The organism is Acidimicrobiia bacterium, from assembly GCA_035471805.1.
In the GTDB taxonomy this organism is placed as follows: Bacteria; Actinomycetota; Acidimicrobiia; order Spongiisociales; family JAHEDJ01; genus JAHEDJ01.
The window spans coordinates 85,763-111,148 of the sequence record DATIPS010000023.1; the positions used below are offsets into that span (position 1 = coordinate 85,763).

Below are 25,386 nucleotides of genomic sequence, written 5' to 3' on the forward strand. Positions count from 1 at the left end.
TCTACAGCAGAGAGCGGATCGGCCGAACACGGACGTTCATCCGACATGCGCGCCGATACGGCCGTGTGATCCCGATGTGGTGGATCTCCGAATGGTCGACCCACGTAGATCCAGAGGGCCGGCTAGTAGATTCGATTCGGTGGTCACCAAGCGCGACATTCTCTCGCTTCTCGACGAGCTGACCGAACTGACGATCCTCGATGAGGGCGATCCGCAGTCGTTCCGCGTCCGTGCCTACGAGAACGCCAGGCGCGCCATCGAAAGCCAGACCGACGGTGTGGTGAGCATGTCGGAAAAGGAGTTGGTTGCACTCAAGGGGATCGGCAAGGGCACCGCCGCCAAGATCACGGAGTTCGTTTCGACGGGTCGCTCGGAGAAGCTGGAGAGTCTTCGAGCCGAGTACCCGGCCGAGTTCGTGCGACTGACCAAGATTCCGGGCATCGGGCCCAAAACAGCGCGACGCCTTCGGGATGAGCTGAACATTCATGACCTCGCCGGCCTCGAAGCAGCACTCGATCAGCAACTCCTCCGGAATCTGCCGGGATTCGGCGCCGGCAAAGAAGAGAAGATCGGACGCGGGATCGACCAACTCGGACTCCGCGGAAAAGAGCAGCGATTCCCCATATCCGAAGCATGGCCGGTGGCGACGGCCCTGGTGGGAACCCTCGAGAGCCTGCCCGCCGTGGTTCGTGTTCGGGTGTGCGGGAGCCTCCGACGCCTTCGCGAAACGGTGGCCGATCTGGATATCGTCGTAGCCACCCATGACCCGGACGCCGTCGGCGCGCACGTAGTCGGCCTGCCGATTGTCGGCGAGGTCCTCGGGCACGGGTCTACCAAGACGTCTTTCGTCACGGCGGCCGGGCTACAGGTTGATGTACGTGTCGTGACACCCGATCAATTCGGTGCAGCGGTGCAGTATTTCACAGGGTCGAAAGCCCACAACGTCTCGGTCCGGCAAGTCGCCCTCTCGCAGGGCATGACCCTCAATGAGTATGGGTTGACGAGCATCGAGACCGGTGAGGTCATCGCCTCGGCAGCCGAGGAGGACATCTACCGCTCTCTAGGACTCGAATGGGTTCCACCTCCGATGAGGGAGGGAACCGGCGAGATCGAGGCGGCCGCGACGGGAAGACTGCCGGACGTCGTCACACTGAACGACATCAAGGGCGATCTGCACGATCACACTGATCGGTCCGGGGACGGACGAGCGTCTCTCGAGCAGATGATTTCCGCAGCGCAGGAGCATGGGTTCGAGTACCTGGCGATCACCGATCACGGGATCAATCTGACGATCAACGGAGTGGACCGCGCCGGGATGCTGAAACAGAGGCAGGAGATCCAGGAGATACAGGATCGGTTCTCCGATCTCCGGATATTGCACGGCTGTGAGTTGAACATCGGCCTCGATGGGACGGTCGACTTCGACGATGCATTCCTGGCCGGATTCGATTGGTGTGTGGCAAGCATTCACGACGGCTTCGACCGGCCGGCCGCCGAACAGACCATCCGGCTCATCACCGCGATGCAGAATCCGGCAGTGAACGCCATCGGCCATCTCAGCGGTCGGATGATCGGGCGGCGACCGGGAATCGCGTTCGACATGGAGGCCGTCCTCGAGGCCGCCGCGCTGACGGGAACTGCCCTCGAAATCAACGGCGCATTGGAGCGCCTCGACGCGACGCCGGAGGTGATCCGGGCAGGGATCGACCTCGGAGTCCACTTCGTGATCTCGACGGACTCCCATCATCCGTCCGAGCTGCGCCGAATGGAATGGGGCGTCGCCAACGCGCAACGCGGCTGGTTGACGCCCGATCGGGTCGTCAACACGTGGCCGTTGAACCGAGTCCTCGACTGGATAGGTTCCGTCTGAGCGGTTGGGACACTTTTCTCCGCAATACTGTGGTTCTGGGGGATCAACAGCATTGCCTGGAAAACCCCAATGAAGTTCTCGGCAATACTGTGGTTCTGGGGCATCATCAGCATTGCTGAGAAACCTGATCAGTAGATGAGGCGTTCGAGAGCCGCCCTCAGCAACCCCGGCCGTCCCGGCTCACGGGTGGATACCACAAGCACCGGTGCGTCCATCGCTTCGGCAATGGTGTCGGTCAACTCGGTCCCGAGGCCCGTAGTCCGTCGGGATGCGCCGAGTATCACCAGATCGGCACCCCGACCCCGTTCTGCAATGGCTTCGATGAAGTTCGGGGCGCGCTCCACGATGCTCGACGTTCCGGCGCTGCACAGTTCCTCCAGCCGACCGTGGTAGCCCCTGATCGCTTCGACCTGAGGATCGGTCGCGTCTTCAGGCAGCACATGCACGAATGAAAGCGAGGCATCGGGCGAGGACGCGAAGCGATTCCCGACGTCGATCTTCATCATGTCGTAGGGGGAACCTGCGCCCATTACCGTGATGTTGCGAAGCCCCTCGAGCCGGCGTCGATGAAGCACGGCCATATCGCACGGAGCATTCTCCTGGAGCCACCGGATGTCGGCTGAGAACCCTCGTCTTCTTCTGCCCACCTCCGCCTGGTAACTCAACACGAGATCCACCGCGTGCCTGGCTATGTAGTCGTTTATCCCCTCGCGGACGTCGGAGCCGCGCGGCCGGACCACACCAACGTCGATCCCCAGTTCGTCGGCGATTCGCCGGACGCCCACCCGGAAAGGATCGCTTGCCTCCGGATATACCGTTCGCCGCCACCACAACGTACCTGCAGTGTCGCGATCCACCCGGGCAAGGGTGATTCGGCCATCTTCGGCGGCGAGGCTCGATGCCAGCCGGAGGAGGTTGCGCAGACGGGTGGATCCGATCGTGTCCGACAGCGGTATCAGGATGTGATCCCGGCCCGGACGGGCCAGTGCATCACGAGTCAGATCGATGAGACGAGCCGTAGCGCGGAGGCGCAGCGCGTCCAGCAGAGCACTCTCGTGCGAAACCCTCGATTGCCCGAACATCCGGTACCAGAACACGCCGATTACGACTATTCCGACCGCCCCGAAGATGGGGAAGAACCCGAGCTGTGTGAAGAGGACCAGAACCCCGAGAATCCCGGCGATCTGGACCCACGGGTATAGCGGCGACTTGAAACCGGGCTGATACCACGGAACCTCGGCCTCACGAAACGCGATGACCGAGAGATTGACGATCGAGAACACGAGCACCTGGAATGCAGAAGCCAGCTTGGCCAGTTCCAATAGGGGGACCGTGGCGATCAAGACGACGAGCGTCGCCCCGGTGACCAGCACAGAGGCCGTCGGTGTTCCGCTCCGGGCACCAACTCGCTCGAAGAACCGGGGGGCCAGCGCGTTGCGAGCCATGGCGAACGGGTAACGGGAGGAACTCAGCAAGCCGGCGTTGGCCATGCTGATGAGAGCAAGGATGGCGGTGACCGCCACCACATCCTGACCGATCGTATCCGAGAAGTTGGCTGCCGCAGTCACCATGGGAGCGTTGTCGGTCGTCAGCCGGTCGAGATCGACGTTGCCGACGACCACCGCTATCAGCGCCGGATAGAGGACCAGCATGAGGCCGATGGATCCGAGCATTCCCATCGGGAGCGACCGTGACGGGTTCTTCACCTCCTCCCCGATCGAGGCGACCTTCGTGACCCCCGCGTACGACACGAATACGAGCCCGGTGGCGGCGAGGATGCCGCCGATGCCTTCGGGCGCGAACGGCGTGAACGCCGATGCGTCTGTCGAGCCTGCACCTCCGACGACTACGAAAAACAAGACCCCCAGAACGGCCGCCACGATTGCAGTCTGGAATCGGCCGGACACCCGCACTCCGATCGAGTTCAACGAAGTGAGCAGTACCGCAAGCCCGATTCCGACCAGCTCAACCGGGAGATCGACCAGGAAGTCGAGGTAGCCCTCGAAACCCACCAGCGCGAAAGCCGATTTGAACACGAGGGCGAACCAGACTCCGAAACCGGCGATGGTTCCCATCAAGGGGCCCATGGCACGGTCGATGAAGACGTATGTACCGCCGGCCATAGGCATCGCCGAGGCCATCTCCGCCATGCTGAGAGCCGCAGGAACCACGATCAGACCGGCGAGGAAGTAGGCGACGACGGCGGCCGGTCCCGCCAACTCCGCAGCCAGCCCGGGAAGCACGAAGATCCCGCTCCCGATCATTGCCCCGAGGCTGACTGTGAAGACGGCAGGAAGGCTCAGATGGCGTCGGAGGCTGGTGCTCAACTGTCATTCCTCGCTGTGAACGTACGCAGTCCCGGTACCGGTAGAAGCTTCAGGCGCGGGACTTCGAGCCGACCTTCTCGAGACTCTCAACAAGACGGCCGAAGAACCGTTCCAGACACTCGTCGGCTATTCGATGCAGATACACGGTGTCGACGAGCGCCCCGACGGCCTTGAGGGGCGGCCGGTAGTGAGAGGTGAAGGCCACCTGTGTTCTTGCTCGTCCGACCGGGAAGACTTCCAGTACCCCCGCCAGGGCGGGGAAGAACCCGCGACGCTCGGCCGCGCGCCATCCGATCTCCCGCCTGGATAGCGGAAGCGGTTCGGTCACTTCGTCGAAGTCACCGATTTCGAGAGTGACGTCTGCCCCGAGGATGACTCCATCAACTTCGACGTCCAGTATTCCGGAGGTCTCATCCCGGTTCTGTGAGGTGCCGTCGAGGCAGGCGGCCAGCAGCCGGGCCGGATCATCTCGCATCAGCCTCCTGGCGGTTTCATAGGGGATGTCCACCGTTGCGAAGTGGAACTCGTTGCGCTGCATACCGGACTCTCGGCGTTCTGCTCTAACCCAATCACAAAGGACTTGCCGGTAACAGGGTCGAAGGTGAGTTCCAGTCCGGAGGGCGCGCCTAGCCTCCCGGAAGATGAGTTCATTGGAACACGCCCGTGCCCTCGTGGCCGAAGCCGGACGAGTTGCTACCTTCACCGGTGCCGGTCTGAGCGCTGAATCGGGCATAGCGACGTTCCGGGACCCGACCACGGGCTACTGGGCCCGCTACGACCCGGCGGAACTGGCCAGTCCGGTAGGGTTCGCTGCCGATCCGGAGCTCGTCATCGATTGGTACAACCACCGAAGACGAACCCTCGCCGCGGCCGAGCCGAACGCCGCCCACCGTTCCCTGGCCGAGTGCGCCGACCTGATCCATGTGACCCAGAACGTCGACGACCTGCTCGAGAGGGCCGGGGCAAGGCGAGTTCTCCACCTGCACGGATCCATCGGCCTGGACCGCTGTGATCGAGCCTGCGGTTACGAGGAACGGATCGACCTCGCTGCTCCGCCGGGCCTCAGGCCGTGCCCATTCTGCGGGGCACCTATTCGTCCCGCCGTGGTCTGGTTCGGCGAGACTCTGCAAGAAGCCGTTTGGAACGCATCCGTCGAGGCAATCAGCCGAGCAGACTTGCTGCTCGTCATCGGAACCTCCGGTGTCGTGTACCCGGCCGCCGGCCTCATCGACCATGCACGCAGCACCGGTGCGGCCGTGGTAGTTGTCAACGCCGAGCCGATCAGATCTCCTGCTGATGTCGTGCTCATCGGCTCGGCTGTCGAGTTCGTGCCGAAGATTCTCGCCGGTCGACGCACCGGTGGCCCGGGCGGATCGCCCGGCTCAGACGTCGGCCGGCTCGATTAGGAGAACCGGTCCGGATGGCCGGCCGGTACCGGTTCGAGGGGCGCAATGAACCGGAGCCGATCGATGAGGCAGACCGATTCAGGGTCTTTCTCATCAGAGATGATCCGATCCCCTCCCGACGGACCCCGCCACCGTGTTGTTTCCCCGAAAGCAACGCGATCCGAAGGGCAAGCCACCACCGGCGACGGCGAAGCGAGCCGCGGCCGCGTCTTTCAGATGGGCATCGAGTAGGTCAAAGGCGGGCGGAGCGCCAATGGGTCCGCCGTTCGCCGCCCCTCGACGTGAAACCGCCCTACTTCTTGGCCTGCTGGTAGTAGGGGTTGTTACCCGAGTCGTGATCGGTCACATCGACCACTCTGGATATCTCCGGAATCGCCTCGGTGATTATGCGCTCGATTCCGTGTTTCAAGGTGACGGTTGCCATTCCACACCCCTGGCAGCCGCCCATGAGCTCCAGGTAGACGGTGTCCTCCTCGACCGAGATCAACCGGGCGCCTCCGCCGTGAGAGGCTATCGCCGGATTGACTTCGTGTTCGAGGACATGCTGGACCTGCTCGGCCAGAGGTCCGGTGAGCTCCGCGCGATCTGCGCTCGGAATCGTCGGACTGACCGGGTTGTTGGGGTTGTCGATGGCGAGGCCGGGGTTCATCGGATCCGAGCCCAGGTTGATGTTGGCGCCACGCAGTTTGTCCACGTCTGCCGAGCGAATCAGCACCGCCAGGTCGCCGATTCGCTCGATCACATCGGTCGGCTGCGCATCGCCAACCGGCACGAAACTGAGTTCGTAGTTGTAGAGCGGGCCGCGCGCGCCGGTCACCTCTATGAAGAGTGCGAACTCGTCATCACCTGGTTCGGCATCGCGGATTTCAGCGATCATCCGCAGGGCGTCATCGGTTATTGAAAGAATCGTGTCGTTCATTCCGCTTCCACTGGGTTGGGCATGGTGCATGCTAACGGTTCGCATGTTTTGCGCACCTCGGTAGGGTGCAAGCCTCCATGCCGCACATCGTCCTCATTCTGCCAACGTCCACATACCGGGCCACCGAGTTCGTCGACGCCGCCGAGCGGCTGGGGGTGGAAATCACGGTGGCGTCGGAAGATGCACCACCGCTCGCCGCAACAGCCGGGGCGCCCCATGTGCTCATCGACTGCAGTTCCCCTGAGACCTCCGCCGCGACCATCGTCGAGCATGCCGACGGCCATCCGATCGATGCGATCGTGGCCGCCGACGATCAGGGCGTCGAGATCGCCGCTCTCGCCGCCGCCCGGCTCGGTCTGCCTCACAACCCGCCCGTCGGAGTGGCCGCCACCAGGAACAAGGCAATGCTGCGACGGGCGCTCGCCAGGGCAGAGGTTCCCCAACCGGCGTTCGGTGTCGTGAATACAGCAGAAGATGCCGTGGCGGCCGTCGCCGATCTCGGCGCCCCCGCAGTCCTGAAGCCTCTCGGCCTCAGTGCCTCCCAGGGCGTCATTCGGGTCGATGATGCAGAGGAAGCGTTCGCCGCAGCCGAACGTATCCGCCGAATACTGATTACCGAGGGCCACTCTCCAGGTGAACCGATCCTCGTCGAGCGGTTCGTGCCCGGAATAGAAGTTGCGGTCGAGGGTCTGCTCTACGACGGGAAGCTCGAGGTTCTGGCCGTCTTCGACAAGCCCGATCCGCTCGACGGCCCGTATTTCGAGGAGACCATTCTCATCACCCCGTCCCGGCTCCATCCGGAGATGATCGACGAAGTCGTACGCGTCACCGAGCGCGCCATCGGTGCCCTCGAGTTGCGCGAGGGCCCGATACACGCCGAGCTGCGCGTCGACGGCCCGCGCGTGATTCTGCTCGAGGTGGCCGCCCGCTCCATCGGCGGTCTGTGTGGGAGGTCACTCCGTTTCGGTTTGCTCGGCTCCTCACTCGAGACGCTGATACTTCGACGGGCTCTGGGTATGCCGGTCGCAGGCCTGCGCAGGGAGGATCGGGCATCGGGAGCGATGATGCTCCCCATTCCGAGATCCGGAATCCTCCGTTCCGTCCGGGGACGCGAGGCGGCGCTGGCGGTACCCGGGATCACGGGTCTCGAGATCTCGATGCACCCGGGAGACGTGATTCGGGCGCTGCCCGAAGGAAACCGCTATCTGGGTTTCCTCTTCGCGAAGGGGCCGACTCCGGAGGATGCCGAAGCTTCACTGCGGGCCGCGCATGCCGAGCTGGAGTTCGTCATCGATTGAGTGGCGTCGACCGATCCGAGGTCCACGGCACACGCCGGTAACCGTTTTGTCCGCAAGGTGCCGGAGCGGCGAGAATCGGGGAATGCACCTCACCAGGTCCTCCGGCGTCCTTCTACATCCGACGAGCCTTCCGGGCCCGTACGGCGTGGGCGATCTGGGCCCCGCCGCTCATCACTGGATCGAGATGCTGGCCGAGACCGGGACCGGGGTCTGGCAACTGCTGCCGCTCGGCCCCACCGGCTACGGAGATTCGCCGTATCAGTGTTTCTCGGCGTTCGCCGGCAACCCATTGCTGGTGAGCCCGGACCTCCTCGTCGAGGACGGCCTGCTCTCCGAAGCCGACCTCATCGAGTTCCCCCGCTGTGAAGAACGGGAAGTGGACTACGGCGCCGTGATCCCGGCCAAGCTCGCTTTGCTCGACAGGGCCTACCGGCGCGGCGCCCGCTCGGATTGGTCCCGAGAAGTCGCAGCCTTCCGGGCCGAGCAGGCCACATGGATCGAGGACTACTCGCTCTTCATGGCACTCAAAGACATCCACCGGGGACGCCCGTGGTGGACGTGGGACCCCGAGCTCAGAGATCGGGAGGAAACGACGATCGCGCGCTCCCGCGGCAGGCTCGAGGATTTGGTCGACTCACACATTTTCAGGCAGTTCCTGTTCGCCCGTCAGTGGAAGAGAATCCGCAGCAGTGCAGCCGTCCACGGGTTATGCATCGTCGGCGATGCCCCCATCTTCGTCGCGGAGGACTCGGCGGACGTCTGGTCGAATCGGGACCTGTTCCAACTGGACGAGTTAGGTCGCCCGACTGTTGTCGCGGGTGTCCCTCCCGATTATTTCTCCGCGACCGGACAGCTGTGGGGTAATCCGCTCTATCGCTGGGATCTGCACGCCGCAACCGGCTACCGCTGGTGGCTCGACCGGATGCAGGCGGTGCTCGACCTGGTGGATGTGGTCCGGCTGGACCACTTCAGAGGATTCGCCGGCTACTGGGAAGTGCCGGCAGGCGAGGACACTGCGATCAACGGGCGATGGGTCGAAGGCCCGGGGGTCGAGTTCCTCGAAGCGCTGACCGGTGAGTTCGGTGAACTCCCGATCATCGCTGAGGATCTCGGCGACATCACGCCGGATGTCATCGAACTGCGGGACCGCTTCCGGTTGCCGGGCATGAAGATCCTTCAGTTTGCCTTCGACTCCGGTGAGGAGAACGATTTCCTCCCTCACCGTTTCCCGGAGCATTGCGTTGTCTACACCGGCACTCACGACAACGACACCACCCGCGGCTGGTTCGATTCGGCAGATGAATCCGACAGGAAGCATGCCCTCGAGTATCTGGGCGTCGACGGTTCCGACTACGCGTGGGACCTGATCGAGGCAGCATGGAAGTCACGCGCTGCCTGGGCGATAACCACGATGCAGGACGTCTTGAGCCTGGGCAGCGAGGCGCGGATGAACTTCCCGAGCGTTCCGGGGGGCAACTGGAGGTGGCGGATGAAACAGGGCGCTTTCACGGAGGAGCTACGAACCCGACTGCGCTCCCTCAACCGGAAGACCGGGCGACTGTCCGATGCGTGAGCGCACGGTGCTACCTTCGTCCGCATGAGCCGACCCATCACACCAACGGATCTCTGGAGACTGCCGCGAGTAGAGGCACCCGCGGTTTCCGCGAACGGAGCCACCGTCGTCGTTCCGGTGACCCGTTACGACATCGATAAGAACGAGGGAAACACCGTCCTCTACCTGCTTCAAGACGGCGACCCGGCCCCAATCACCGATCCGGCCCGCAGCGCCACCTCCCCCGCCGTCAGCGCCGACGGCCGTTCTATCGCTTTCCTGCGCAAGGACGAGGCAGGAAAGCAGCAGGTCCACCTGCTCTCCTTGGACGGTGGCGAGCCGTTGGTGCTGACCGACCTGCCAATGGGCGCGGCGGGACCGAAGTGGCTTCCGGACGGCCGGCTGGTCGTAGTCGTCAAACTCACTACCGAGGCTCCGACGATAGACGGTACGCGCGAATGGTTGGGCAAGAACGGGTCAAAGTCGCCCCGTGTGACCGAAAGAAGGGTTTACCGGTACTGGGACACCTGGCTCACGGAAGGCGACACGTGGCACCCTTTCGTGCTCGATCCGACGACGCGTGCTCTGACGGACCTCACCCCCGACAGGGACTGGTGGTGGCGTCTCCCTTCACAGGGGGAACAGGGCGATGCGTACGACGTTGCCCCCGACGGCTCGGAAATCACCTTCTCGGCTTGGGAGATCGATGACTCCGACGAAGTCCCGGTCTGGCGCCTCTACGCAGCTCCGATCGACGGCGGTGACGTGAGATGTCTCACGCCCGAACTCACAGGGGATGCGACCTGGCCGCGCTACACCGCGGATGGCAGCCGTCTCGCCTACCTGTTTCAACGAGAAGCCGACTTCTACGCGGACCGCCGCCGGCTGGCCGTAGTCGACAGGATCAGCGGCGAACACCATGTCCTCACCGAGGATTGGGATGCGTCGATCCAGACGGTCGCTCCGGGGCGGGCTGCCGACGAGCTCTTTCTCACCGCAGAAGAGTCGGGACGCGTGGTCCTCTACCGGATCGGACGAGAGGGCGGAACACCGGCGGTCCTGACCAGACAGGGCAGTCTCACCAACCCGGTGGTTGCCGGCGAAGGGACTCTGTACGTTCGATGTCAGAGCCTCTCCCAGCCGCCCGAGATCGGGCGCATCGACCTTTCCGACGGCTCCCTTGCGCGGGTCACCCGGTTCACGGACGAAGTTCTGAGGGACGTGACCCTCGGGTCCGTTGAGGAACTGGTCGTGGAAGGCGCGGAGGGACACGAGGTTCGGACCTTCTTGCTGTTTCCACCCGGGTTCGATGAGGCCGGCGGGCGGGTGCCGCTCGTTCACCTGATTCACGGCGGCCCCCATTCGACCTTCGGAGACAGCTGGCACTTCCGGTGGAATGCCCAGGCGTTCGCGTCGCCAGGGTACCTGGTGGCGATGGTCAACTTCCACGGATCGACTTCCTTCGGTGATGCTTTCACCCGCAGCATCCAGGGCAGCTGGGGTGACCAACCGACGACCGACATTCTCGCCGTCACAGACGCGCTCATCGACCGCGGATTGGTCGATCCGGGCCGGATGGCCGTGACGGGCGGCTCCTACGGGGGATACCTGACCGCCTGGTTGATGAGCCAAACGGATCGGTTCGCCTGTGCAGTCGCCCACGCGGCGGTCACCAATCTGGCCGGAATGTACGCCACCGACATGACATACGGATTCTCCCGCTCGCGCGGCGCCGAAGTCTGGGAAGACCCGGGCCGCGTCGATCGCTGGAGCCCCTCGGCCCATGCCGCCGGGTACAGCACGCCGACTCTGGTCATACACGGCGAGCAGGACTACAGAGTCCCGATCACCCAGGGCCTCGAGCTGTACGGCGTGCTCAAAGCCAAGGGTGTCCCCGCCCGCCTGGTGTACTTCCCCGATGAGAACCATTGGATTCTCAAACCCCAGAACTCCCTGGCCTGGTACGGGGAAGTCCATGATTGGCTGGCTCGCTGGCTCGCTGAGTGACGTCTTACGCGCAGAAGTGCGCGTAAGACGGTTTTGTCATTTTCCGGCATCGGATAACTCCCCCGGGGCGCAACTCGCCACGTCTTCTCGAGGCGTATGCTGAGCGGGCGATGGACGAACCCACAACAGCAGTAGTACTGGCCGGTGGCGACATCGTCGATCCCGACGTCATTGAAGACCTGCCACACGACGGATTCAACGTGGCCGCGGACTCCGGACTCGATCAAGCTCTTGCGCTGGGATTGGAAGTCGATTTGATCGTCGGTGACATGGACTCGGTTTCTGCAGAGGCGCTGTCCGTCTATCGAGACATACCGATCGAGTTGCACCCGGCCGACAAAGACCACACCGACCTGGAACTGGCGCTGCGTGCTGCTATTCGGATGGGAGTTGAGCGGATCATCATCGTTGGCGGCTCGGGTGGGCGTCTCGATCACTTCCTGGCCAACGCCCTGCTCGTTTCGTCGGCCGAGTTCGCAGAAGTCGATGTCGAATGGTTGACGGGTGACGCACGGCTCCACGTCATTCACGGCACGTCCCGGCTTCATTGCGCTCCCGGTCGTCACATCTCTCTACTGGCCGTACACGGACCGGCACAAGGAGTTCGGACCGAGGGACTCAAGTGGGAACTCGACGACGAAGACCTCTTGCCGGGTGCCACGCGCGGGGTGAGCAACGTCTTCGCACAACCCGTGGCGACCGTGACCGTTCGCCGGGGGACCTTGCTGGCGATCATGACCGGGGACATGTCCGTCTAGATCCACCGTCGGCAGCCCACCGCCGCGCGGAGGCCATACCTCCCGGCCAGGACTCCGGAGCGGAACTCCTGCCTCCTAACCGTGGACCTCCGGATTGGCGCATGCCGTCATCGGCCGTCCCTCGAGTCCGGCGATCAGGTTCTCTGCGGCCAGTTCCGCCATCGATATCCGGGTGGCAACGCTTGCAGACCCCAGGTGGGGAATGATCAGGCAGTTATCCAGGCCGAGCAGCGGATGGTCCGGCGGGATCGGCTCCGGCTCGGTGACGTCCAGCGCGGCACGGGCGATCCACCCTTCACGCAGAGCTCGCTCGAGCGCCTCCAAATCGACGAGTCCTCCCCTGCTGCCGTTGACCAAGGTCGCCGTCGGCTTCATCAATCGCAGTGCAGGTTCGTCGATGAGGTGGTAAGTCCCTGAGTTCAGCGGCGCCATGACCACAACATGGTCCGACTCCCGCAACAGATCCTCGAGAGTTCGATGCTGTGCACCGAGTTCGCGCTCGGCCGCCGGGTCGGGGTGCCGGTTCGAGTAGAGGATGCGCACATCGAAACCTCTTGCCCGTCTGGCGATTGCCGAACCGATTCGACCCATTCCGATGATTCCCAAGGTCGTTTGATACAGGTCGCCGCCGAGCAGCAGATCAGGTTGCCATGGTCCCCACCGCCCGGCTCTTACGTAGGCGGCTCCTTCCCCGATACGCCGGACCGAGGCGAGCAAGAGCCCGAAGACCGTGTCGGCGGTGGTCTCGTTGAGGACCTCCGGGGTGTGGCCGACCGGGATCCCCAACCTGGTGGCAGCAGCCAGGTCGACGTTGTCGACACCGACGGCCATCTGACTCACGGCCCGCAACGACGACCCGGCTTCGAAGAGCTCGGTATCGATGAGGTCCGTCAGCATCGAATAGAGCCCGTCGACCTTGCGGATCCGATCGAGCAACCTGTCCCTTGGCATTGCGCGGTTTTCGTCCCAGAGGTCGACCCGAAAACGTTGCTCGAGCATGCCGATCGCGCGACCGGGTGGTCGGCGGGTGACGAGGACGTTCGGGCGATTCTTCATCTAGGCGATCGTAGCCTCGTAGACTCGCCGGCCATGGCCTACTCCTATCCCACCACGAAACGTGACTCCACCGCCGACGACTTCTGGGGTACCCGGGTAGCCGACCCCTACCGCTGGCTCGAAGACACGGAGTCGTCGGATACGAAAGCGTGGGTAGATGCGCAGAACGAGCTCACGTTTGCACACCTCGAGCAGATAGAGATCCGCCGGCGTCTGCGGGACCGCATGGAGCAGTTGTGGGACTTCCCGCGCTGGACGGCACCGATCCGACGGGGTGAGCGGCTCTTCTACACCAAGAACGACGGACTCCAGAACCAGCCTGTTCTCTTTCGACAGGACGGCCGCGACGGGCGGCCCGTGGTGCTGCTGGATCCGAATACCCTCACGGACGACGGCACCGCCGCACTGATCGCATCGGCTCCAAGCGACGACGGCTCGCTGCTCGCCGTCAGCATCGCGGAGTCCGGGAGCGACTGGCAGACCATCGAGATCCTCGACGCCGAAACGGGTGAAGCACTTCCGGACCGGCTGGGCAATGTGAAGTTCACCTCTGTCGCCTGGCGGCCCGATGGCGGCGGGTTCTACTACTCCCGGTTCCCGACGGAGGAGGAGGTCCCGGGTGCTCCGCCCAGCACCAACCAGCGCGTCTACCTTCATCGAGTCGGTACCGGCCAGGAAGAGGACGAGCTGATCTACAGCCGCCCCGACTCGCCGGGTCTGGGTTTCATGCCGTTCGTGACCGCCGACGGTCGTTTTCTCGTCCTGCACGTTTGGGACGGAACGGATACCCGCAATCGGCTCTATTACCGACCCCTGGAGGAAGGCGGGGAGTTCATCCGGCTACTAGACGACTTCGACGCCAGGTACGAGTTCATCGAACACGTCGACGGTCGGTTCATGGTCCTGACCGACCTCGACGCTCCGTTGGGACGGATAGTCGCCATCGACCTCTCCTCTCCCGCCCGCCCCGGATGGGAGGAGATCGTCCCCGAAGGCGACGACGCACTGGTTCACGGAGCTCTGGCGTGCGGACGATTGATGACGATGCGGCTCCGTCACGCCAACCATGTGATTCGCGTGCACGATTTGTCCGGCAACGTGATCGAGGAACCCGATCTTCCCGGAATCGGCAGCGTCGTCGAACTCAGCGGCCGGCCCGGTGATCCGGACGTATTCATCGGATACCAGTCTTTCACGCAGCCGCCCACCGTGCTGCGCTACGAGCCGGGGAGGCGCGGGTTCGAGACGTTCTGGGCGTCGTCCGCCGGTGAAGACGAACGGTTCACAACGCGTCAGGTGTTCGCAACCTCCCCGGATGGGACGCAGGTGCCGATGTTCCTCATCAGCCGTTCAGACCTGGAGACGGATGGATCGACACCGACGATTCTCTACGGATACGGCGGATTCGACATCAGCCTGACACCAACCTATGCACCGGCTCGACTCGCCTTTCTCGAAGCCGGCGGTCTCTTCGTTGTCGCCAACCTGCGCGGCGGTGCCGAATACGGCCAGGACTGGCACCACGCCGGCATGCTGGGAAAGAAGCAGAACGTCTTCGACGACTTCATCGCCTGTGCGGAGTATCTGATCGATGAGGGCATCACCTCGGCCGATCACCTCGGGGTCCTGGGCGGCTCGAACGGAGGCTTGCTGGTGGCCGCAGTGGAACTGCAGCGCCCCGAACTTTTCGGAGCGGCCGTTCCGATGGTTCCGGTTACCGACATGCTGCGCTACCACCTGTTCACGGCGGGGCGCTACTGGACATCCGAATACGGGAATGCCGAAGAGAGTCCGGACCACTTCGAGTTCCTCATCGAGTACTCGCCGGTGCACAACGTGTCCGAGGGAGTGGTGTATCCGCCGACGCTGATCACGACGGCCGACACGGACGATCGAGTTGTTCCGATGCATGCCTACAAGTTCGCGGCCGTCATGCAGGAAAGGGCCGACCCGTCCTCTCCGGTCTTACTGCGAGTTGAGACGCGAGCCGGCCACGGGCTCGGCAAGCCGACCTCGAAGTTGATCGACGAGGCGGCGGACGTGTACGGGTTCTTCCTGCACCACCTGGGCGTTACGCCGTAGGTGACGAGCGGAAAACCACCACGGTTGCTGATATCAGCAATCGAGACCGACCGCCGCGCACGCATCCGCCACGGCCATCCGGGCCGCGGCGACGGCCGCGCGGGTTTCCGCGTCCATCGGCGACGGTCGAGGCTCGGAGAGGCCCAGGTCGAACTTGAGATCGAGGATCCGGACCAGGGCGGCATCGATCAGCTCCTCCGATATTCTTCCGTCGGCGACCGCCTCAACGATCGCGGAAACGGCGGCTTCTATGTCGCCCGGGTTCAGGATGAGGTCGGATCCGGCTTCCAATGCTCTCACGGCCCGCTCTCCCGGTGCCCAGGCCGCAACGGCGAGCATGTTGGCCAGATCGTCGGTCACGATCACACCCGTGAAACCGAGTGCCGCCCGCAGTTGGCCGGTAGTTATCGCCGGGGACATGGAGGCCGGAAGTCCGTCGGCATCGAGTGCCGGGAAGGCCACGTGGGCGACCATCACCATGCGGGCACCGGCCCTGATCGTCGCCTCGAACGGCACTCGATCGGTCGCGGCCCACTCCCGGATGTCGGTGAGAACCACCGGGAGGCCCAGGTGGCTGTCCACAGCTGTGTTCCCGTGCCCCGGGAAGTGTTTGACCGCTGCGGCGATTCCCGCCCTCTCGAAACCCTGGACGGCTGCCACCGCCATCGCCGCCACCAACTCCGGATCACTTCCATAGGAACGGTCACCGATCGCAGGGTTGTCATCTCCCAGGACGTTTACGTCGGCGACGGGTGCGAAATCCAGATTGATGCCGAGCTCGGCCAGCTGCACACCGGTTGCCCAGGCCGCCTGCTCGGTCAGGGCCGCGTCTCCGAGCTCTCCGAATATCCGCGCGGACGGGAATCGCCGGACGTCTTCGAATTTGACCCGATCGATCCTGCCGCCCTCTTGATCGACGGCGATGAAGAGCGGGATGGCACTTGCACTCTGAAGCCGGGATGTCATGTCCGTCAGCGCGATCGAGGAGGCGAGATTCCCGTTGGCAGACTTCAACAAGAAGCCGCCCAGGGGGTAGGTTGCGAGCAGATCGAGCGCAGCGGAACCGTCGCTCCCCACGAACTCGACGATCAGCAGCTGGGCGGCCTTGCCGGCGAGGTCCAGCGAAGCGATGGAGTCTTCGATGAACGACTCCCGCGGCTCTCTGATCGTTGTCGAAGTTGAATCGGGAACAGTCGTCTCGCGGACTGTTGTGCTGGTAGAGGTGGGAGGTACCGACGACGTCGTCGTCGTCGGCACCGTCGTGGACGCGGCAGGGGACGAGCAGGCGACCAGGACTGCAGTCAACAGCACCCCCAGCCCACCGCGCGACGAGATGCCCCGTCTGGCTTCCATCGAACCGCCTATCGCCGGCTGCGCCTACTTCGTGTAGATCGCTTCGATCACGTCCGCATACTTGTCGGAAACGACTCCCCGCTTGACCTTGAGCGTCGGGGTCAGCTCGCCTCCCTCGATGGTGAAGTCTTGCGGGAGAATCCGGAAGGTCCTCACCGACTCCGCCTTTGAAACCGCCTTGTTGGCATCGTCGACGGCTTTCTGGATCTCGCCCCGGAGATCCTCGTCGTCGAGGGCATCAATCAGATCCAGAGGTTTGCCGTGCTCGGCCGCCCAAGCCGGATAGACATCCGGATCGATAGTCACGAGCGCCGAAATGAATGGTTGCGCATCGCCGACCACCATGCACTGGCTGATCAGGGCGTGAGCCCGCATCCTGTCTTCGAGAACCGCCGGCGCGACATTCTTGCCGCCGGCCGTCACGATGAGCTCCTTCTTGCGGCCCGTGATGCGCAGGTATCCGTCTTTGTCGATCTCGCCGATGTCCCCCGAATGGAACCAGCCGTCTTCGTCGAACACCTCCGCCGTGGCCCGCTCGTTCTTCCAGTAGCCCCGGAAGACGCAACCGCCCTTGATCAAGACCTCACCGTCCTCGGCAATGGCCACGCTCCCGCCCGAAACGGGCCGGCCCACCGTCCCGATGCGGATGTCATCCGGCCTGTTGAAGAACGTTGCCGCCGTTGTCTCGGTCAGTCCGTATCCCTCGAGAACGGTTATGCCGAGGCCCTTGTAGAAGAATCCGAGCCGGTCGCCGAGGGCCGCCCCGCCGGAGATCGCATACTCGAGCCGGCCGCCGAAGATGCCGCGCAACTTCCCGTACACGAGTCGGTTGAAGAGCCCGTGGGCGAGTCTCGTGCCGAGTTTGACGGAACCCCGTTGATCTTGCCCGGCGTACGAGATCGCGGTCTTGGCCGCCAGGTCGAAGATCGATCCCTTGCCGTCTGCATCTGCTCGGGCTTTGGCAGTGTTGAAGACCTTCTCGAAGACACGGGGCACCGAGAACACCCAGCGCGGCTTGAAGATGGCGAGTTCCTCAACGAGCTGCGGCACACCGGTCGAATACCCGATCGTGACACCAGTGGTCACGCATCCAAACTGGACGACCTGGGCAAAGCTGTGGGCGAGCGGCAGGAACATCAAGGTCGAGTTGCCCTCGGTGAAGAGATCGTGCAGCTCCTGCATCACCTGGCGGCCGCCCCAGATGAAGTTGTAATGAGTGAGCATGCAGCCCTTCGGTTTCCCGGTAGTACCGGAGGTGTAGATGAGAAGTGCCAGATCGTCGTGCGACACCGAAGCTATGCGTGCGGCGACCTCGCGAACAGCATCATCAGTGGCGGAGTCGGCGAGATCGACGAGGCCGCCGGAGTCGATCACGAACACGGCTTTCAGCCCGTCTGCGGCGCCGTCGACGACGGCTTTGAGCTCATCGTTTTCGCAGAACACCATCATGGCCCCGCTGTCGCTCAAGATCCACTCGACCTGTTCCGGTGATGATGTTTCATAAATCGTCACGGGAACCCCGCCGGCCAACCACACGGCATACTGAGCCAGGGTGAACTCCATCCGGGTACCCGAGTAGATGGCAACCCGATCGCCCTTGTCGAGACCGCCGGCGATCAATCCGGCGGCCATCGCCTCCACCCTCTCGAGCATCTCCCTGGTCGAAACGTTCACGAAGCGGTTCCCGTCCCGATAGGCGAGAGCAGGAGCGTCCGGATGAGACTCGGCCCGGCTGATGAAGGCGGAGACAGCGTTGTCGTCGAACGCAACCGGCGTCTCACCGGGGCTCGTGTACTTCTTCATGACCGTCCTCCCTCGGACCGTGATCGGCAGCGCGGCGCACACCGCGCTCTCGATGCTAGCCAGCGGGAATGGGCCAAACTCAGGCCACCGCGGATGCGACGCGCAGTGCTTCGATGTCGGCCGGAGAAAGCCCGAGCTCGGCCAGTATCTCGTCCGTTTGTGCACCCGGTGGGGACTTCTCGCCTGCGAGCGCACCCGGCGTCCGGGAGAATCGTGGAGCAGGCCCCGGCATCAGACCTTCACCGGTGGTGACGAACAGCCCGCGCGCAACGTTGTGCGGGTGGTGAGGAGCCTCCTCCCAGGACAACACCGGGCTCACACACGCGTCGGTGCCTCCAAACACTGCTTCCCACTCGGCGCGGGTCTTCTTGGCAAACACCAGGGCGAATCGTTCACGTAGGACTGACCATCCCGACCGATCCATCTGCGCCGGCAAGTCGGCTTCGCCCAGGCCGAGCCCGTCCAGCAACTCGGCGTAGAACCGGGGTTCGAGAGCCCCGACCGCCATGTACCCACCGTCCGCCGTCGCATAGGTCGCGTAGAAGGGCGCGCCGCCGTCGAGGAGATTGGCCCCTCGCTCATCCTCCCAGAGCCCAGAAGCTCGCATCTCGTGAAACATCGTCGTCAGCAAGGCGGAGCCGTCGACCATCGACGCATCGACTATCTGCCCGATCCCGGAAACCCGCGCCTCGTGGACTGCGGCCAGCAAACCGACCACCAGAAACATCGCTCCGCCACCGAAATCACCCACCAGGTTGAGGGGAGGCGGAGGTGGACGATCCCCCGAGCCGATCGGCCACAACGCGCCCGATATCGCCAGATAGTCGATGTCGTGCCCGGCCGTGTGGGCAAGTGGACCCTCCTGACCCCAGCCCGTCATCCTCCCGTAGACCAGTCGGGCATTCCGGGCCAGGCACTCTTCCGGGCCTATACCAAGCCTTTCGGCGACACCGGGCCGGAAACCCTCTATCACGACGTCCGCCCTTTCCACCAACCGCATAGCCAGGCCCAATCCGTCGGGATGCTTGAGATCGACGGAGATGCGACGCCGGCCTCTCGCCATGAAACCGGGAATCCAACTCGAGCCGGCCGCGGTTCGATCAACCTGTATTACCTCTGCGCCCATGTCCGCCAGCAGCATCGCCGCGAACGGTGCCGGACCGATCCCGGCGAACTCGACCACGGTGAGGCCGGCCAAAGGTCCCATGTTCAGGAAACCGCACCCGGCTCATCAACGAAGGGATGCAGCTCCAGGTAACCGGAAATCACCGCCTGGATGATGGCGGCCGTCGGAAGGGCGATCACGGCTCCGAGCGCACCGAGCACACCGATGCCGGCAATGGCCGATCCGAACGCCACGGCAGGATGAAGCGACATCGTGCGGGCGGTGATACGCGGCGCAAGTAGATAGTTCTCAATCTGCTGATAGGCGATCAGCACCACCAGCACCCAGAGCGCCTTGACGGGAGACTCGAAGAACGCCGCCAGAACCGGAAGCACAGCGGCTATGTAGGTGCCAACAGCCGGAACGAACTGGGACACGACACCCACCCAGATGGCCAGGGCCAGGGCATTCGGGATGCCGAGTATGCGCAGCGCTATCCATGCAATGAGGGCCGACGCAGCTGCGAGTAGCAGCCGCGAATAGACGTATCCACCGGTCTTCTCGACCGCGATCTCCCATATGCGGAGCATTTCCCGTTGACGGTCGGGGCGGAAGACTCGCAGGACCACCCGCCTGAACTTCGGGCCTTCGGCCACCATGTAGAAAGCGAACAGTGCGACGGTCAGGCCCGTGATTACCGCTCCCAGCAGAGCCGAACCGAAGCCGAGAAGGCCGGATGCCACGTCTGATCCGTAGTCGGAGAGAAGCGCTGCGAAATCAGGGGAACCTCCCTCGAACATCGACTCGGCGATGGTGATATCGAGCCATTCGTCGAGTGCCGAAGTCACCTCGTCGACATAGTCCGGAAGATCCTCGGCGAAGGCGGTGCCTTGATCGACGATGGCCGGAACCATGATGGCGACAAAGGCGACGAAGAGTACGCCGGTGACGATGAACACGATGCCCGTTGCCACTCCGCGACTCCAGCCGCGCCCTGCGAGGTACTTGACGGCGGGTTCGAGGGCAAACGATACGAAGACCGCCATGAGCAAGGCCAGGAACAGCCCGGTCACCCTGGAGAGAAGCCACAGAACCCCTGCCGTCAAGAGGACTGCGGAAATGGCGTACCAGACACCCCGGCGGAACCACCGGGGAACGTTCACGAGTTCGGAATCCGTCATGCACCGCGCAGGATACGGCCTCCGATGCGCCGAAGCGCGGATTCACTTTCCGGGAATGCTGCGTCTGGTGCGGCCGACGGAGAACCAGAAACCGGTCCGTGGAACCTGTTCGGCGGGCCTGGACGCACACGGGTTGCCGGTCCGCGGCCTCTACCCCGGAGGCATCCTGGATCGCGATTCGAAATCGGAGTAGCTTCCTCCAATGCCGCCGGGAGGAGCTGATTTTGGGTAGCAAACCCAGCAAACCGAGCAAGGAATATCGCGCCCGCATCTGGGTCAAGCTCAGCGACGACTTTCTTCCGCATCCTTTGCTGTCGAAGGCCGAGCTCGAAGCCCGTCTCACCGAGGCTCTGGGAGCCGGAACCGACGACTCCCCCATCGCGTCCGTTCAGGTCGACGACCCGAGGTGATGGAGGCGCCTTGCGGACCGGCTAGCGCGGACCCATCCGCGCTCCTGCATCCAGCCTGATCACTTCACCGTTGATCATCGGGTTCTCGAAGACGGCGATGGCCAGATGCGCGAAGTCGTCTGCTGTGCCCAGTCGTCGGGGGAATACGTGCACCTGGGCCAGCGAATCCTTCAGCTCCTGAGGAGCACCGGCCAGCATGGGCGTATCCATGATCCCGGGAGCAATCGTGTTCACGCGGATACCGGTGCCGGCCAGATCACGGGCCAGCGGCAATGTGAGGCCGACGATTCCGCCCTTCGAGGCAGAGTAGGCCGCCTGGCCGACCTGGCCTTCGTAGGCTGCTATCGAGGCCACGTTGATGATGGCGCCGCGTTCTCCGCCCTCGTTCGGTTCATTCCGGCTCATGACGCCGGCGACCCGACGAAGCACATCAAACATTCCGATCAGGTTGACCTCGATGGTGAATCTGAAACGATCGAGCGGAAACAGTTCACCTTCCCTGGTGACTACCCGGTGGGCAGTCACGACTCCGGCCGCGCTGACGAGGAGATCGATCTTGCCGTGGGCCGCCTCGGCCCCGGCTACGGCCCCGGCGACTTGTTCGGTATCGCGCACATCTGCGGGCACAAAGACGGCCCCCGCTCCCATGCTCTCGGCAACTGCCGCGCCGTCCGACGTCGGCAGGTCGAGAATGGCGACCTTGCCGCCTCGCGCCGCCAGCGCTTCAGCCGCACCCCGGCCCAATCCCGATGCTCCACCTGTGACCAATGCAACAGAACCCTCGATACGCACAATCCGCCTCCCTGTACTCGTGGATTTGACGCTACCAGCCGCAGGATCTGCTGAGATAGTCGTCGTATGACAGCCATCGGAATGTTCGATTCCGGGGTGGGCGGGCTCTCGGTACTCCGGGAGACACGCCGGCTTCTCCCCGACAGCCGCATCGTCTATGTGGCCGATCAAGCCTATGGACCCTACGGCGACAGAACCCTGGATGACGTCCGGCAGCGCGCCGATCTCATCACCGAGAGGTTGACGAACGAAGGGGCCGGGATGATCGTGATCGCCTGCCACACGGCATCGGCGGCGGCACTCCACTACCTGCGCGAGCGCCGTCAGCCGCTGCCGGTTGTGGGCATCGAACCGGCCGTCAAACCAGCCGCCGAACGTACGGCTACCCGCACGGTCGGCGTGCTGGCCACTACTGCCACCTTTCAGGGCGAACTGTTCGCGAGCGTCGTGTCCCGGTTTGCGGCCGGAACGAAGGTCATCGCCAGGCCGTGTCCGGGACTCGCCGACCTCGTCGAAACGGGAGCCGAGCGGTCGAAGATCGAACGCGCCGTGCGGGAGCACCTGGAGCCCTTCCGGGGACGCAACGTCGATCAGATCGTTCTCGGGTGCACCCACTACTCGTTCCTGGGCGATCTCATCGCCGAATTGTCGGGGGTCCAGGTGGTGGATCCCGCTCCGGCGGTGGCGGCGCAGGTGGAACGGGTGGCGAGGCAAAACGGTCTAGACCGGGGCGGATCAGCGGCGCTCCGGTTACTGACAACCGGGGACCCGTACTCGTTCCGAGAGCGCGTCACCGCCCTCATCGGTCCAACCGGTGAAGTGGCGGGGATCGACGTCTAGCCGGACTCTTGCTGAGAGCGAAGGTAGTCGGCGACCCGCTCGATCTGGGCTTCAGACAGGTTGAACCCGAAGCCGGGCATCCGCCCCAGGCCGACCGAGATCGTCTGCACAAGGTACGCATCCGGCTGGTCGACGAGATCGCTCCCTGCCCCCAGAGCCGGACCGATTCCTCCGGACAGGTCACCTCCGTGACAGCGACTACAGAGTGTCGAGTAGATCTCAGCTCCGGAGGCGTCCTCTGCCAGGTTCGAAGAGCAACCGGCTGTGATCGTCGCCACCAGGAGAATCGCTGTGATCGTCTTTCTCACACCATCAACCTTCCGCCAGCATCACGCCGGCCTCGACCAGTAAGGATACGACAACACCTGCGACCAGCACCCCGACCGCAATCAGGGCCAAAGCTCGCCGCCGCTCTACTCCGAATACGAACGCAGCCAGAGAACCGGACCAAGCACCCGTGACGGGGAGAGGAATGGCCACGAAGGCGACCAGAGCCAGATCGCGGAGGCGATCAAACCTGGCAGTGTGGCGTTTGCGGGTGTGCGAGAACAACCTCTCGAGAAACCGGTGCAACCACGACCAGTGGGCTTCCGCCCATGAGGTAACGGGCCCCAGGAGCCACAGGATGAACGGAACCGGCAGCAGATTACCGAGCACCGACCAGAAGAGAGCCGGCAGCAGACTCCATTCGAGCACTCCCCTGGCGAAGGGAATGGCCAGTCGCAGTTCGGTGATCGGCAACGCAGCCAGGAGCATTACCGCGACCGGTTCCGGTATCGGAAGACTCTCGACCCACTGTTGTATCTCTTCACGCACGGCCGATGAGTATGGCACGTCTCGGAGGTCGGGCCGGCGGCGAAGGATATCGATTGACGGCCAATTCGCCGGGGCGTAGGATCACCGAGGGAACCCGGCCCGGCCGGTTTCCTGCCACGCAACCCTCATTACCCGGGGTCGTGAGGACGGGTTATCCCTGGCGCCGTGCTCAACACTACGACCCCAACGGAGGCTCCGGTCAACCCCCCTTGCCGGAGCCTCCGCCATAGGAAACCGCCCGCACTCGCATTTCCCGGAAAACCTCAGCGTGAAATGGCGGTCGCTCTCTCGGCCGACCATTGGTTCGGTCTCTTGGCAAGCTCGGGATTCTCCCCCCACTTCGGCCGCCCAAAGAGAATCGCAGCAGCAATCTCTTCTGCAGGCACGAAATAGCTGCCGGCTCTGATCTCCTGAGCGAGTTCATCGAGCCGGCGCTGCCACCAACTGAGGCTTACGTCTTCCGCCATTACAGAAACCCATCGGCACGGGGAGTGTCCATATTGACAGAAATCTCACTAAAAGCGGTATTTCTCCGTGATTTGTGCCAGAACGGCCCGGGCAATGTCTTCAGGAGTGACGAAATACTCGCCTGCGTCGATCCGCGCCTTGAGGTAGCGGACGTACTCCGCACGGCCTTCGGGCGAGGTCATCGGACTGAGCCGCGGCGTCTCCTCTTCGGTTGGATCGGCCATCGCAGGAAAATAGCAGCCGCCGGGCCCCGCCTCACACCGAGAACCGAACCAGAACCACGTCACCCTCGGACATCGTGTACGCCTTGCCTTCGACCTTCACGATCCCGGATGCTTTCGCGGCATCCCAGCCCCCTGCCTCGATCACGTCGTCGATAGGCGCGATCTCGGCACGAATGAAGCCGCGTTCGAGATCCGAATGGATCTTCCCGGCCGCCTCCGGAGCCTTGGCGCCCACCCGAACGGTCCAGGCATGAGCTTCCTTGGGCCCGAGTGTGTAGAACGACTGAACACCGAGGGCCGAGTAGGAGGCCCGGACCATGCGGCTCAACGCACCTTCCCCCAGCCCCAGTCCTTCGAATAGCTCGGCTCTGTCTTCGGGGTCGAGTTGGGCGGCTTCCTCCTCGAGTAGCGCGGACACCACGACAACGATGTCACCTTCCGGCACGACCTCCTCAACCGCATTGGCCAACGAGACCGCATCTGCATCCTCTGCCGCGTTGATCACCCAGACTGCCGGCTTCATCGTGAGCGGAGCCAGGTCACGGAAGGCCCTGATCGCATCCGGCTCCCATTTGTGCTGCCGGAGAGCCTCACCGGCCTCCAGCACCGCCGTGGCCGACGCGATCGAGTCGGCCGCCCCGCGTTTGGAGGGATCCGCGGTTGCCTCCTTGGCGATCTTGGCCTTGCGGCGGTCAAACACATCGAAGTCGGCAAGGGCCAGCTCGAGGAGCAGTTCTTGGGCCTGTGCGACGGGGTCGACGCCGGATTCCTCATCCGGTACCCCGGGATCCTCAAAGGCTCTCAGCACGACTGCGAGCGCCTCTACATCGCGGAGCCGGCCGAGGAACTGACCGGCAAGGCCGCCCCCGTGACCCGGTTTGGCCAGAGCAGGAACGTCCAGAAGCTCCAGCTGCGCGTGCACGATCTTGGCAGAGCTCTCGACGGCGGCCGCCCGTTCCAACTTCTCGTCCGGAACCGCCGCCACTCCCACATTCGGCTCGGTTGTTGAGAACGGATGCGGGGCGGTCGGGGCCCTCAAGCCGGTCAACGCGTTGAACAGGGTGGTTTTGCCGACGTTTGGGAAACCGAGGATGCCGATCTTTGCCACGGCGGGCGAGT

The 25,386-nt window shown here is 63.8% G+C and carries 23 protein-coding genes; 9 read left to right on the plus strand and 14 right to left on the minus strand.

Annotated elements, in window-relative coordinates:
- Positions 1 to 139 precede the first annotated feature (139 nt).
- Positions 140 to 1,870 carry a DNA polymerase/3'-5' exonuclease PolX gene (gene polX / locus VLT15_05110; GenBank protein ID HSR44597.1) on the plus strand — a complete coding sequence of 577 codons (1,731 nt, stop codon included), beginning with the start codon at positions 140 to 142 and terminating at the stop codon, positions 1,868 to 1,870.
- A gap of 128 nt (positions 1,871 to 1,998) precedes the next feature.
- On the opposite strand, the gene VLT15_05115 is transcribed toward polX, so the two are convergent.
- The gene (locus VLT15_05115) at positions 1,999 to 4,197 is read right to left on the minus strand and encodes an APC family permease (protein HSR44598.1); all 2,199 of its coding nucleotides are present in this window, start codon (positions 4,195 to 4,197) and stop codon (positions 1,999 to 2,001) included.
- Between the two features lie 49 nt (positions 4,198 to 4,246).
- Entirely contained in the window at positions 4,247 to 4,735 is a 489-nt protein-coding gene (locus VLT15_05120) for a hypothetical protein (GenBank protein HSR44599.1), read from the minus strand.
- Positions 4,736 to 4,838: 103 nt separating this feature from the next.
- Here VLT15_05120 and VLT15_05125 point away from each other — a divergent pair, with 103 nt between their 5' ends.
- Positions 4,839 to 5,603, plus strand: coding sequence for an NAD-dependent deacylase (locus VLT15_05125; protein HSR44600.1), 765 nt, complete (start codon positions 4,839 to 4,841; stop codon positions 5,601 to 5,603).
- 292 nt (positions 5,604 to 5,895) lie between these two features.
- Here VLT15_05125 and VLT15_05130 read toward each other — a convergent pair whose 3' ends face one another.
- Positions 5,896 to 6,522: a NifU family protein gene (locus VLT15_05130; GenBank protein ID HSR44601.1), complete on the minus strand. Its 627-nt coding sequence runs from the start codon at positions 6,520 to 6,522 to the stop codon at positions 5,896 to 5,898.
- Between the two features lie 77 nt (positions 6,523 to 6,599).
- Between VLT15_05130 and VLT15_05135 the strand changes: the two genes are divergently transcribed.
- The 4 genes from VLT15_05135 to VLT15_05150 all read left to right on the plus strand — a co-directional run bounded on the left by VLT15_05135 (position 6,600) and on the right by VLT15_05150 (position 12,137).
- Positions 6,600 to 7,820 carry an ATP-grasp domain-containing protein gene (locus VLT15_05135; protein HSR44602.1) on the plus strand — a complete coding sequence of 407 codons (1,221 nt, stop codon included), beginning with the start codon at positions 6,600 to 6,602 and terminating at the stop codon, positions 7,818 to 7,820.
- Positions 7,821 to 7,902: 82 nt separating this feature from the next.
- Entirely contained in the window at positions 7,903 to 9,393 is a 1,491-nt protein-coding gene (malQ, locus tag VLT15_05140; GenBank protein HSR44603.1) for a 4-alpha-glucanotransferase, read from the plus strand.
- A gap of 24 nt (positions 9,394 to 9,417) precedes the next feature.
- Complete coding sequence (locus VLT15_05145; protein ID HSR44604.1) at positions 9,418 to 11,379, plus strand: S9 family peptidase; 1,962 nt, start codon at positions 9,418 to 9,420, stop codon at positions 11,377 to 11,379.
- Positions 11,380 to 11,489: 110 nt separating this feature from the next.
- On the plus strand, positions 11,490 to 12,137 hold the full coding sequence (locus VLT15_05150) for a thiamine diphosphokinase (protein HSR44605.1): 648 nt from the start codon (positions 11,490 to 11,492) through the stop codon (positions 12,135 to 12,137).
- A 75-nt stretch (positions 12,138 to 12,212) separates the two neighbouring features.
- Here VLT15_05150 and VLT15_05155 read toward each other — a convergent pair whose 3' ends face one another.
- Positions 12,213 to 13,193, minus strand: coding sequence for a D-glycerate dehydrogenase (locus VLT15_05155; GenBank protein ID HSR44606.1), 981 nt, complete (start codon positions 13,191 to 13,193; stop codon positions 12,213 to 12,215).
- Positions 13,194 to 13,226: 33 nt separating this feature from the next.
- Here VLT15_05155 and VLT15_05160 point away from each other — a divergent pair, with 33 nt between their 5' ends.
- Complete coding sequence (locus tag VLT15_05160; protein HSR44607.1) at positions 13,227 to 15,275, plus strand: prolyl oligopeptidase family serine peptidase; 2,049 nt, start codon at positions 13,227 to 13,229, stop codon at positions 15,273 to 15,275.
- Between the two features lie 33 nt (positions 15,276 to 15,308).
- Here the strand turns inward: VLT15_05160 and VLT15_05165 are convergent, their stop codons facing one another.
- From VLT15_05165 to VLT15_05180, 4 genes are all read right to left on the minus strand, one after another.
- Positions 15,309 to 16,628, minus strand: coding sequence for a glycoside hydrolase family 3 N-terminal domain-containing protein (locus tag VLT15_05165; GenBank protein ID HSR44608.1), 1,320 nt, complete (start codon positions 16,626 to 16,628; stop codon positions 15,309 to 15,311).
- A gap of 24 nt (positions 16,629 to 16,652) precedes the next feature.
- A complete protein-coding gene (locus tag VLT15_05170; protein ID HSR44609.1) occupies positions 16,653 to 18,431 on the minus strand; it encodes a long-chain fatty acid--CoA ligase in 1,779 nt (592 codons plus the stop codon).
- Positions 18,432 to 18,510: 79 nt separating this feature from the next.
- Positions 18,511 to 19,638: a CaiB/BaiF CoA-transferase family protein gene (locus tag VLT15_05175; protein HSR44610.1), complete on the minus strand. Its 1,128-nt coding sequence runs from the start codon at positions 19,636 to 19,638 to the stop codon at positions 18,511 to 18,513.
- A gap of 2 nt (positions 19,639 to 19,640) precedes the next feature.
- A complete protein-coding gene (locus tag VLT15_05180; protein HSR44611.1) occupies positions 19,641 to 20,717 on the minus strand; it encodes an AI-2E family transporter in 1,077 nt (358 codons plus the stop codon).
- 224 nt (positions 20,718 to 20,941) lie between these two features.
- Here VLT15_05180 and VLT15_05185 point away from each other — a divergent pair, with 224 nt between their 5' ends.
- A complete protein-coding gene (locus VLT15_05185; protein HSR44612.1) occupies positions 20,942 to 21,127 on the plus strand; it encodes a hypothetical protein in 186 nt (61 codons plus the stop codon).
- Positions 21,128 to 21,148: 21 nt separating this feature from the next.
- Here the strand turns inward: VLT15_05185 and VLT15_05190 are convergent, their stop codons facing one another.
- Positions 21,149 to 21,919: an SDR family NAD(P)-dependent oxidoreductase gene (locus tag VLT15_05190; GenBank protein ID HSR44613.1), complete on the minus strand. Its 771-nt coding sequence runs from the start codon at positions 21,917 to 21,919 to the stop codon at positions 21,149 to 21,151.
- A 66-nt stretch (positions 21,920 to 21,985) separates the two neighbouring features.
- Here VLT15_05190 and murI point away from each other — a divergent pair, with 66 nt between their 5' ends.
- The gene (gene murI / locus VLT15_05195) at positions 21,986 to 22,759 is read left to right on the plus strand and encodes a glutamate racemase (GenBank protein HSR44614.1); all 774 of its coding nucleotides are present in this window, start codon (positions 21,986 to 21,988) and stop codon (positions 22,757 to 22,759) included.
- Here murI and VLT15_05200 read toward each other — a convergent pair.
- From VLT15_05200 to ychF, 5 genes are all read right to left on the minus strand, one after another.
- The gene (locus VLT15_05200) at positions 22,756 to 23,067 is read right to left on the minus strand and encodes a cytochrome c (protein ID HSR44615.1); all 312 of its coding nucleotides are present in this window, start codon (positions 23,065 to 23,067) and stop codon (positions 22,756 to 22,758) included. The genes murI and VLT15_05200 overlap by 4 nt on opposite strands.
- A 4-nt stretch (positions 23,068 to 23,071) precedes the next feature.
- Positions 23,072 to 23,575: a small multi-drug export protein gene (locus VLT15_05205; GenBank protein ID HSR44616.1), complete on the minus strand. Its 504-nt coding sequence runs from the start codon at positions 23,573 to 23,575 to the stop codon at positions 23,072 to 23,074.
- 263 nt (positions 23,576 to 23,838) lie between these two features.
- Positions 23,839 to 24,042, minus strand: coding sequence for a flagellar biosynthesis anti-sigma factor FlgM (locus VLT15_05210; GenBank protein ID HSR44617.1), 204 nt, complete (start codon positions 24,040 to 24,042; stop codon positions 23,839 to 23,841).
- Between the two features lie 48 nt (positions 24,043 to 24,090).
- Positions 24,091 to 24,267 (minus strand): flagellar biosynthesis anti-sigma factor FlgM, encoded by a 177-nt coding sequence (locus VLT15_05215; protein HSR44618.1) that lies wholly within the window; start codon positions 24,265 to 24,267, stop codon positions 24,091 to 24,093.
- A 31-nt stretch (positions 24,268 to 24,298) separates the two neighbouring features.
- Positions 24,299 to 25,375: a redox-regulated ATPase YchF gene (gene ychF / locus VLT15_05220; protein ID HSR44619.1), complete on the minus strand. Its 1,077-nt coding sequence runs from the start codon at positions 25,373 to 25,375 to the stop codon at positions 24,299 to 24,301.
- Between the last annotated feature and the right edge of the window lie 11 nt (positions 25,376 to 25,386).

Coding starts and splice junctions, on each gene's coding strand:
- VLT15_05120 (HSR44599.1), bottom strand. CDS start 4,735: ATGCAGCGCAACGAGTTCCACTTCGCAACGGTGGACATCCCCTATGAA.
- VLT15_05125 (HSR44600.1), top strand. CDS start 4,839: ATGAGTTCATTGGAACACGCCCGTGCCCTCGTGGCCGAAGCCGGACGA.
- VLT15_05130 (HSR44601.1), bottom strand. CDS start 6,522: ATGAACGACACGATTCTTTCAATAACCGATGACGCCCTGCGGATGATC.
- VLT15_05135 (HSR44602.1), top strand. CDS start 6,600: ATGCCGCACATCGTCCTCATTCTGCCAACGTCCACATACCGGGCCACC.
- malQ (HSR44603.1), top strand. CDS start 7,903: ATGCACCTCACCAGGTCCTCCGGCGTCCTTCTACATCCGACGAGCCTT.
- VLT15_05145 (HSR44604.1), top strand. CDS start 9,418: ATGAGCCGACCCATCACACCAACGGATCTCTGGAGACTGCCGCGAGTA.
- VLT15_05150 (HSR44605.1), top strand. CDS start 11,490: ATGGACGAACCCACAACAGCAGTAGTACTGGCCGGTGGCGACATCGTC.
- VLT15_05155 (HSR44606.1), bottom strand. CDS start 13,193: ATGAAGAATCGCCCGAACGTCCTCGTCACCCGCCGACCACCCGGTCGC.
- VLT15_05160 (HSR44607.1), top strand. CDS start 13,227: ATGGCCTACTCCTATCCCACCACGAAACGTGACTCCACCGCCGACGAC.
- VLT15_05165 (HSR44608.1), bottom strand. CDS start 16,628: ATGGAAGCCAGACGGGGCATCTCGTCGCGCGGTGGGCTGGGGGTGCTG.
- VLT15_05170 (HSR44609.1), bottom strand. CDS start 18,431: ATGAAGAAGTACACGAGCCCCGGTGAGACGCCGGTTGCGTTCGACGAC.
- VLT15_05175 (HSR44610.1), bottom strand. CDS start 19,638: ATGGGACCTTTGGCCGGCCTCACCGTGGTCGAGTTCGCCGGGATCGGT.
- VLT15_05180 (HSR44611.1), bottom strand. CDS start 20,717: ATGACGGATTCCGAACTCGTGAACGTTCCCCGGTGGTTCCGCCGGGGT.
- murI (HSR44614.1), top strand. CDS start 21,986: ATGACAGCCATCGGAATGTTCGATTCCGGGGTGGGCGGGCTCTCGGTA.
- VLT15_05210 (HSR44617.1), bottom strand. CDS start 24,042: ATGGCGGAAGACGTAAGCCTCAGTTGGTGGCAGCGCCGGCTCGATGAA.
- VLT15_05215 (HSR44618.1), bottom strand. CDS start 24,267: ATGGCCGATCCAACCGAAGAGGAGACGCCGCGGCTCAGTCCGATGACC.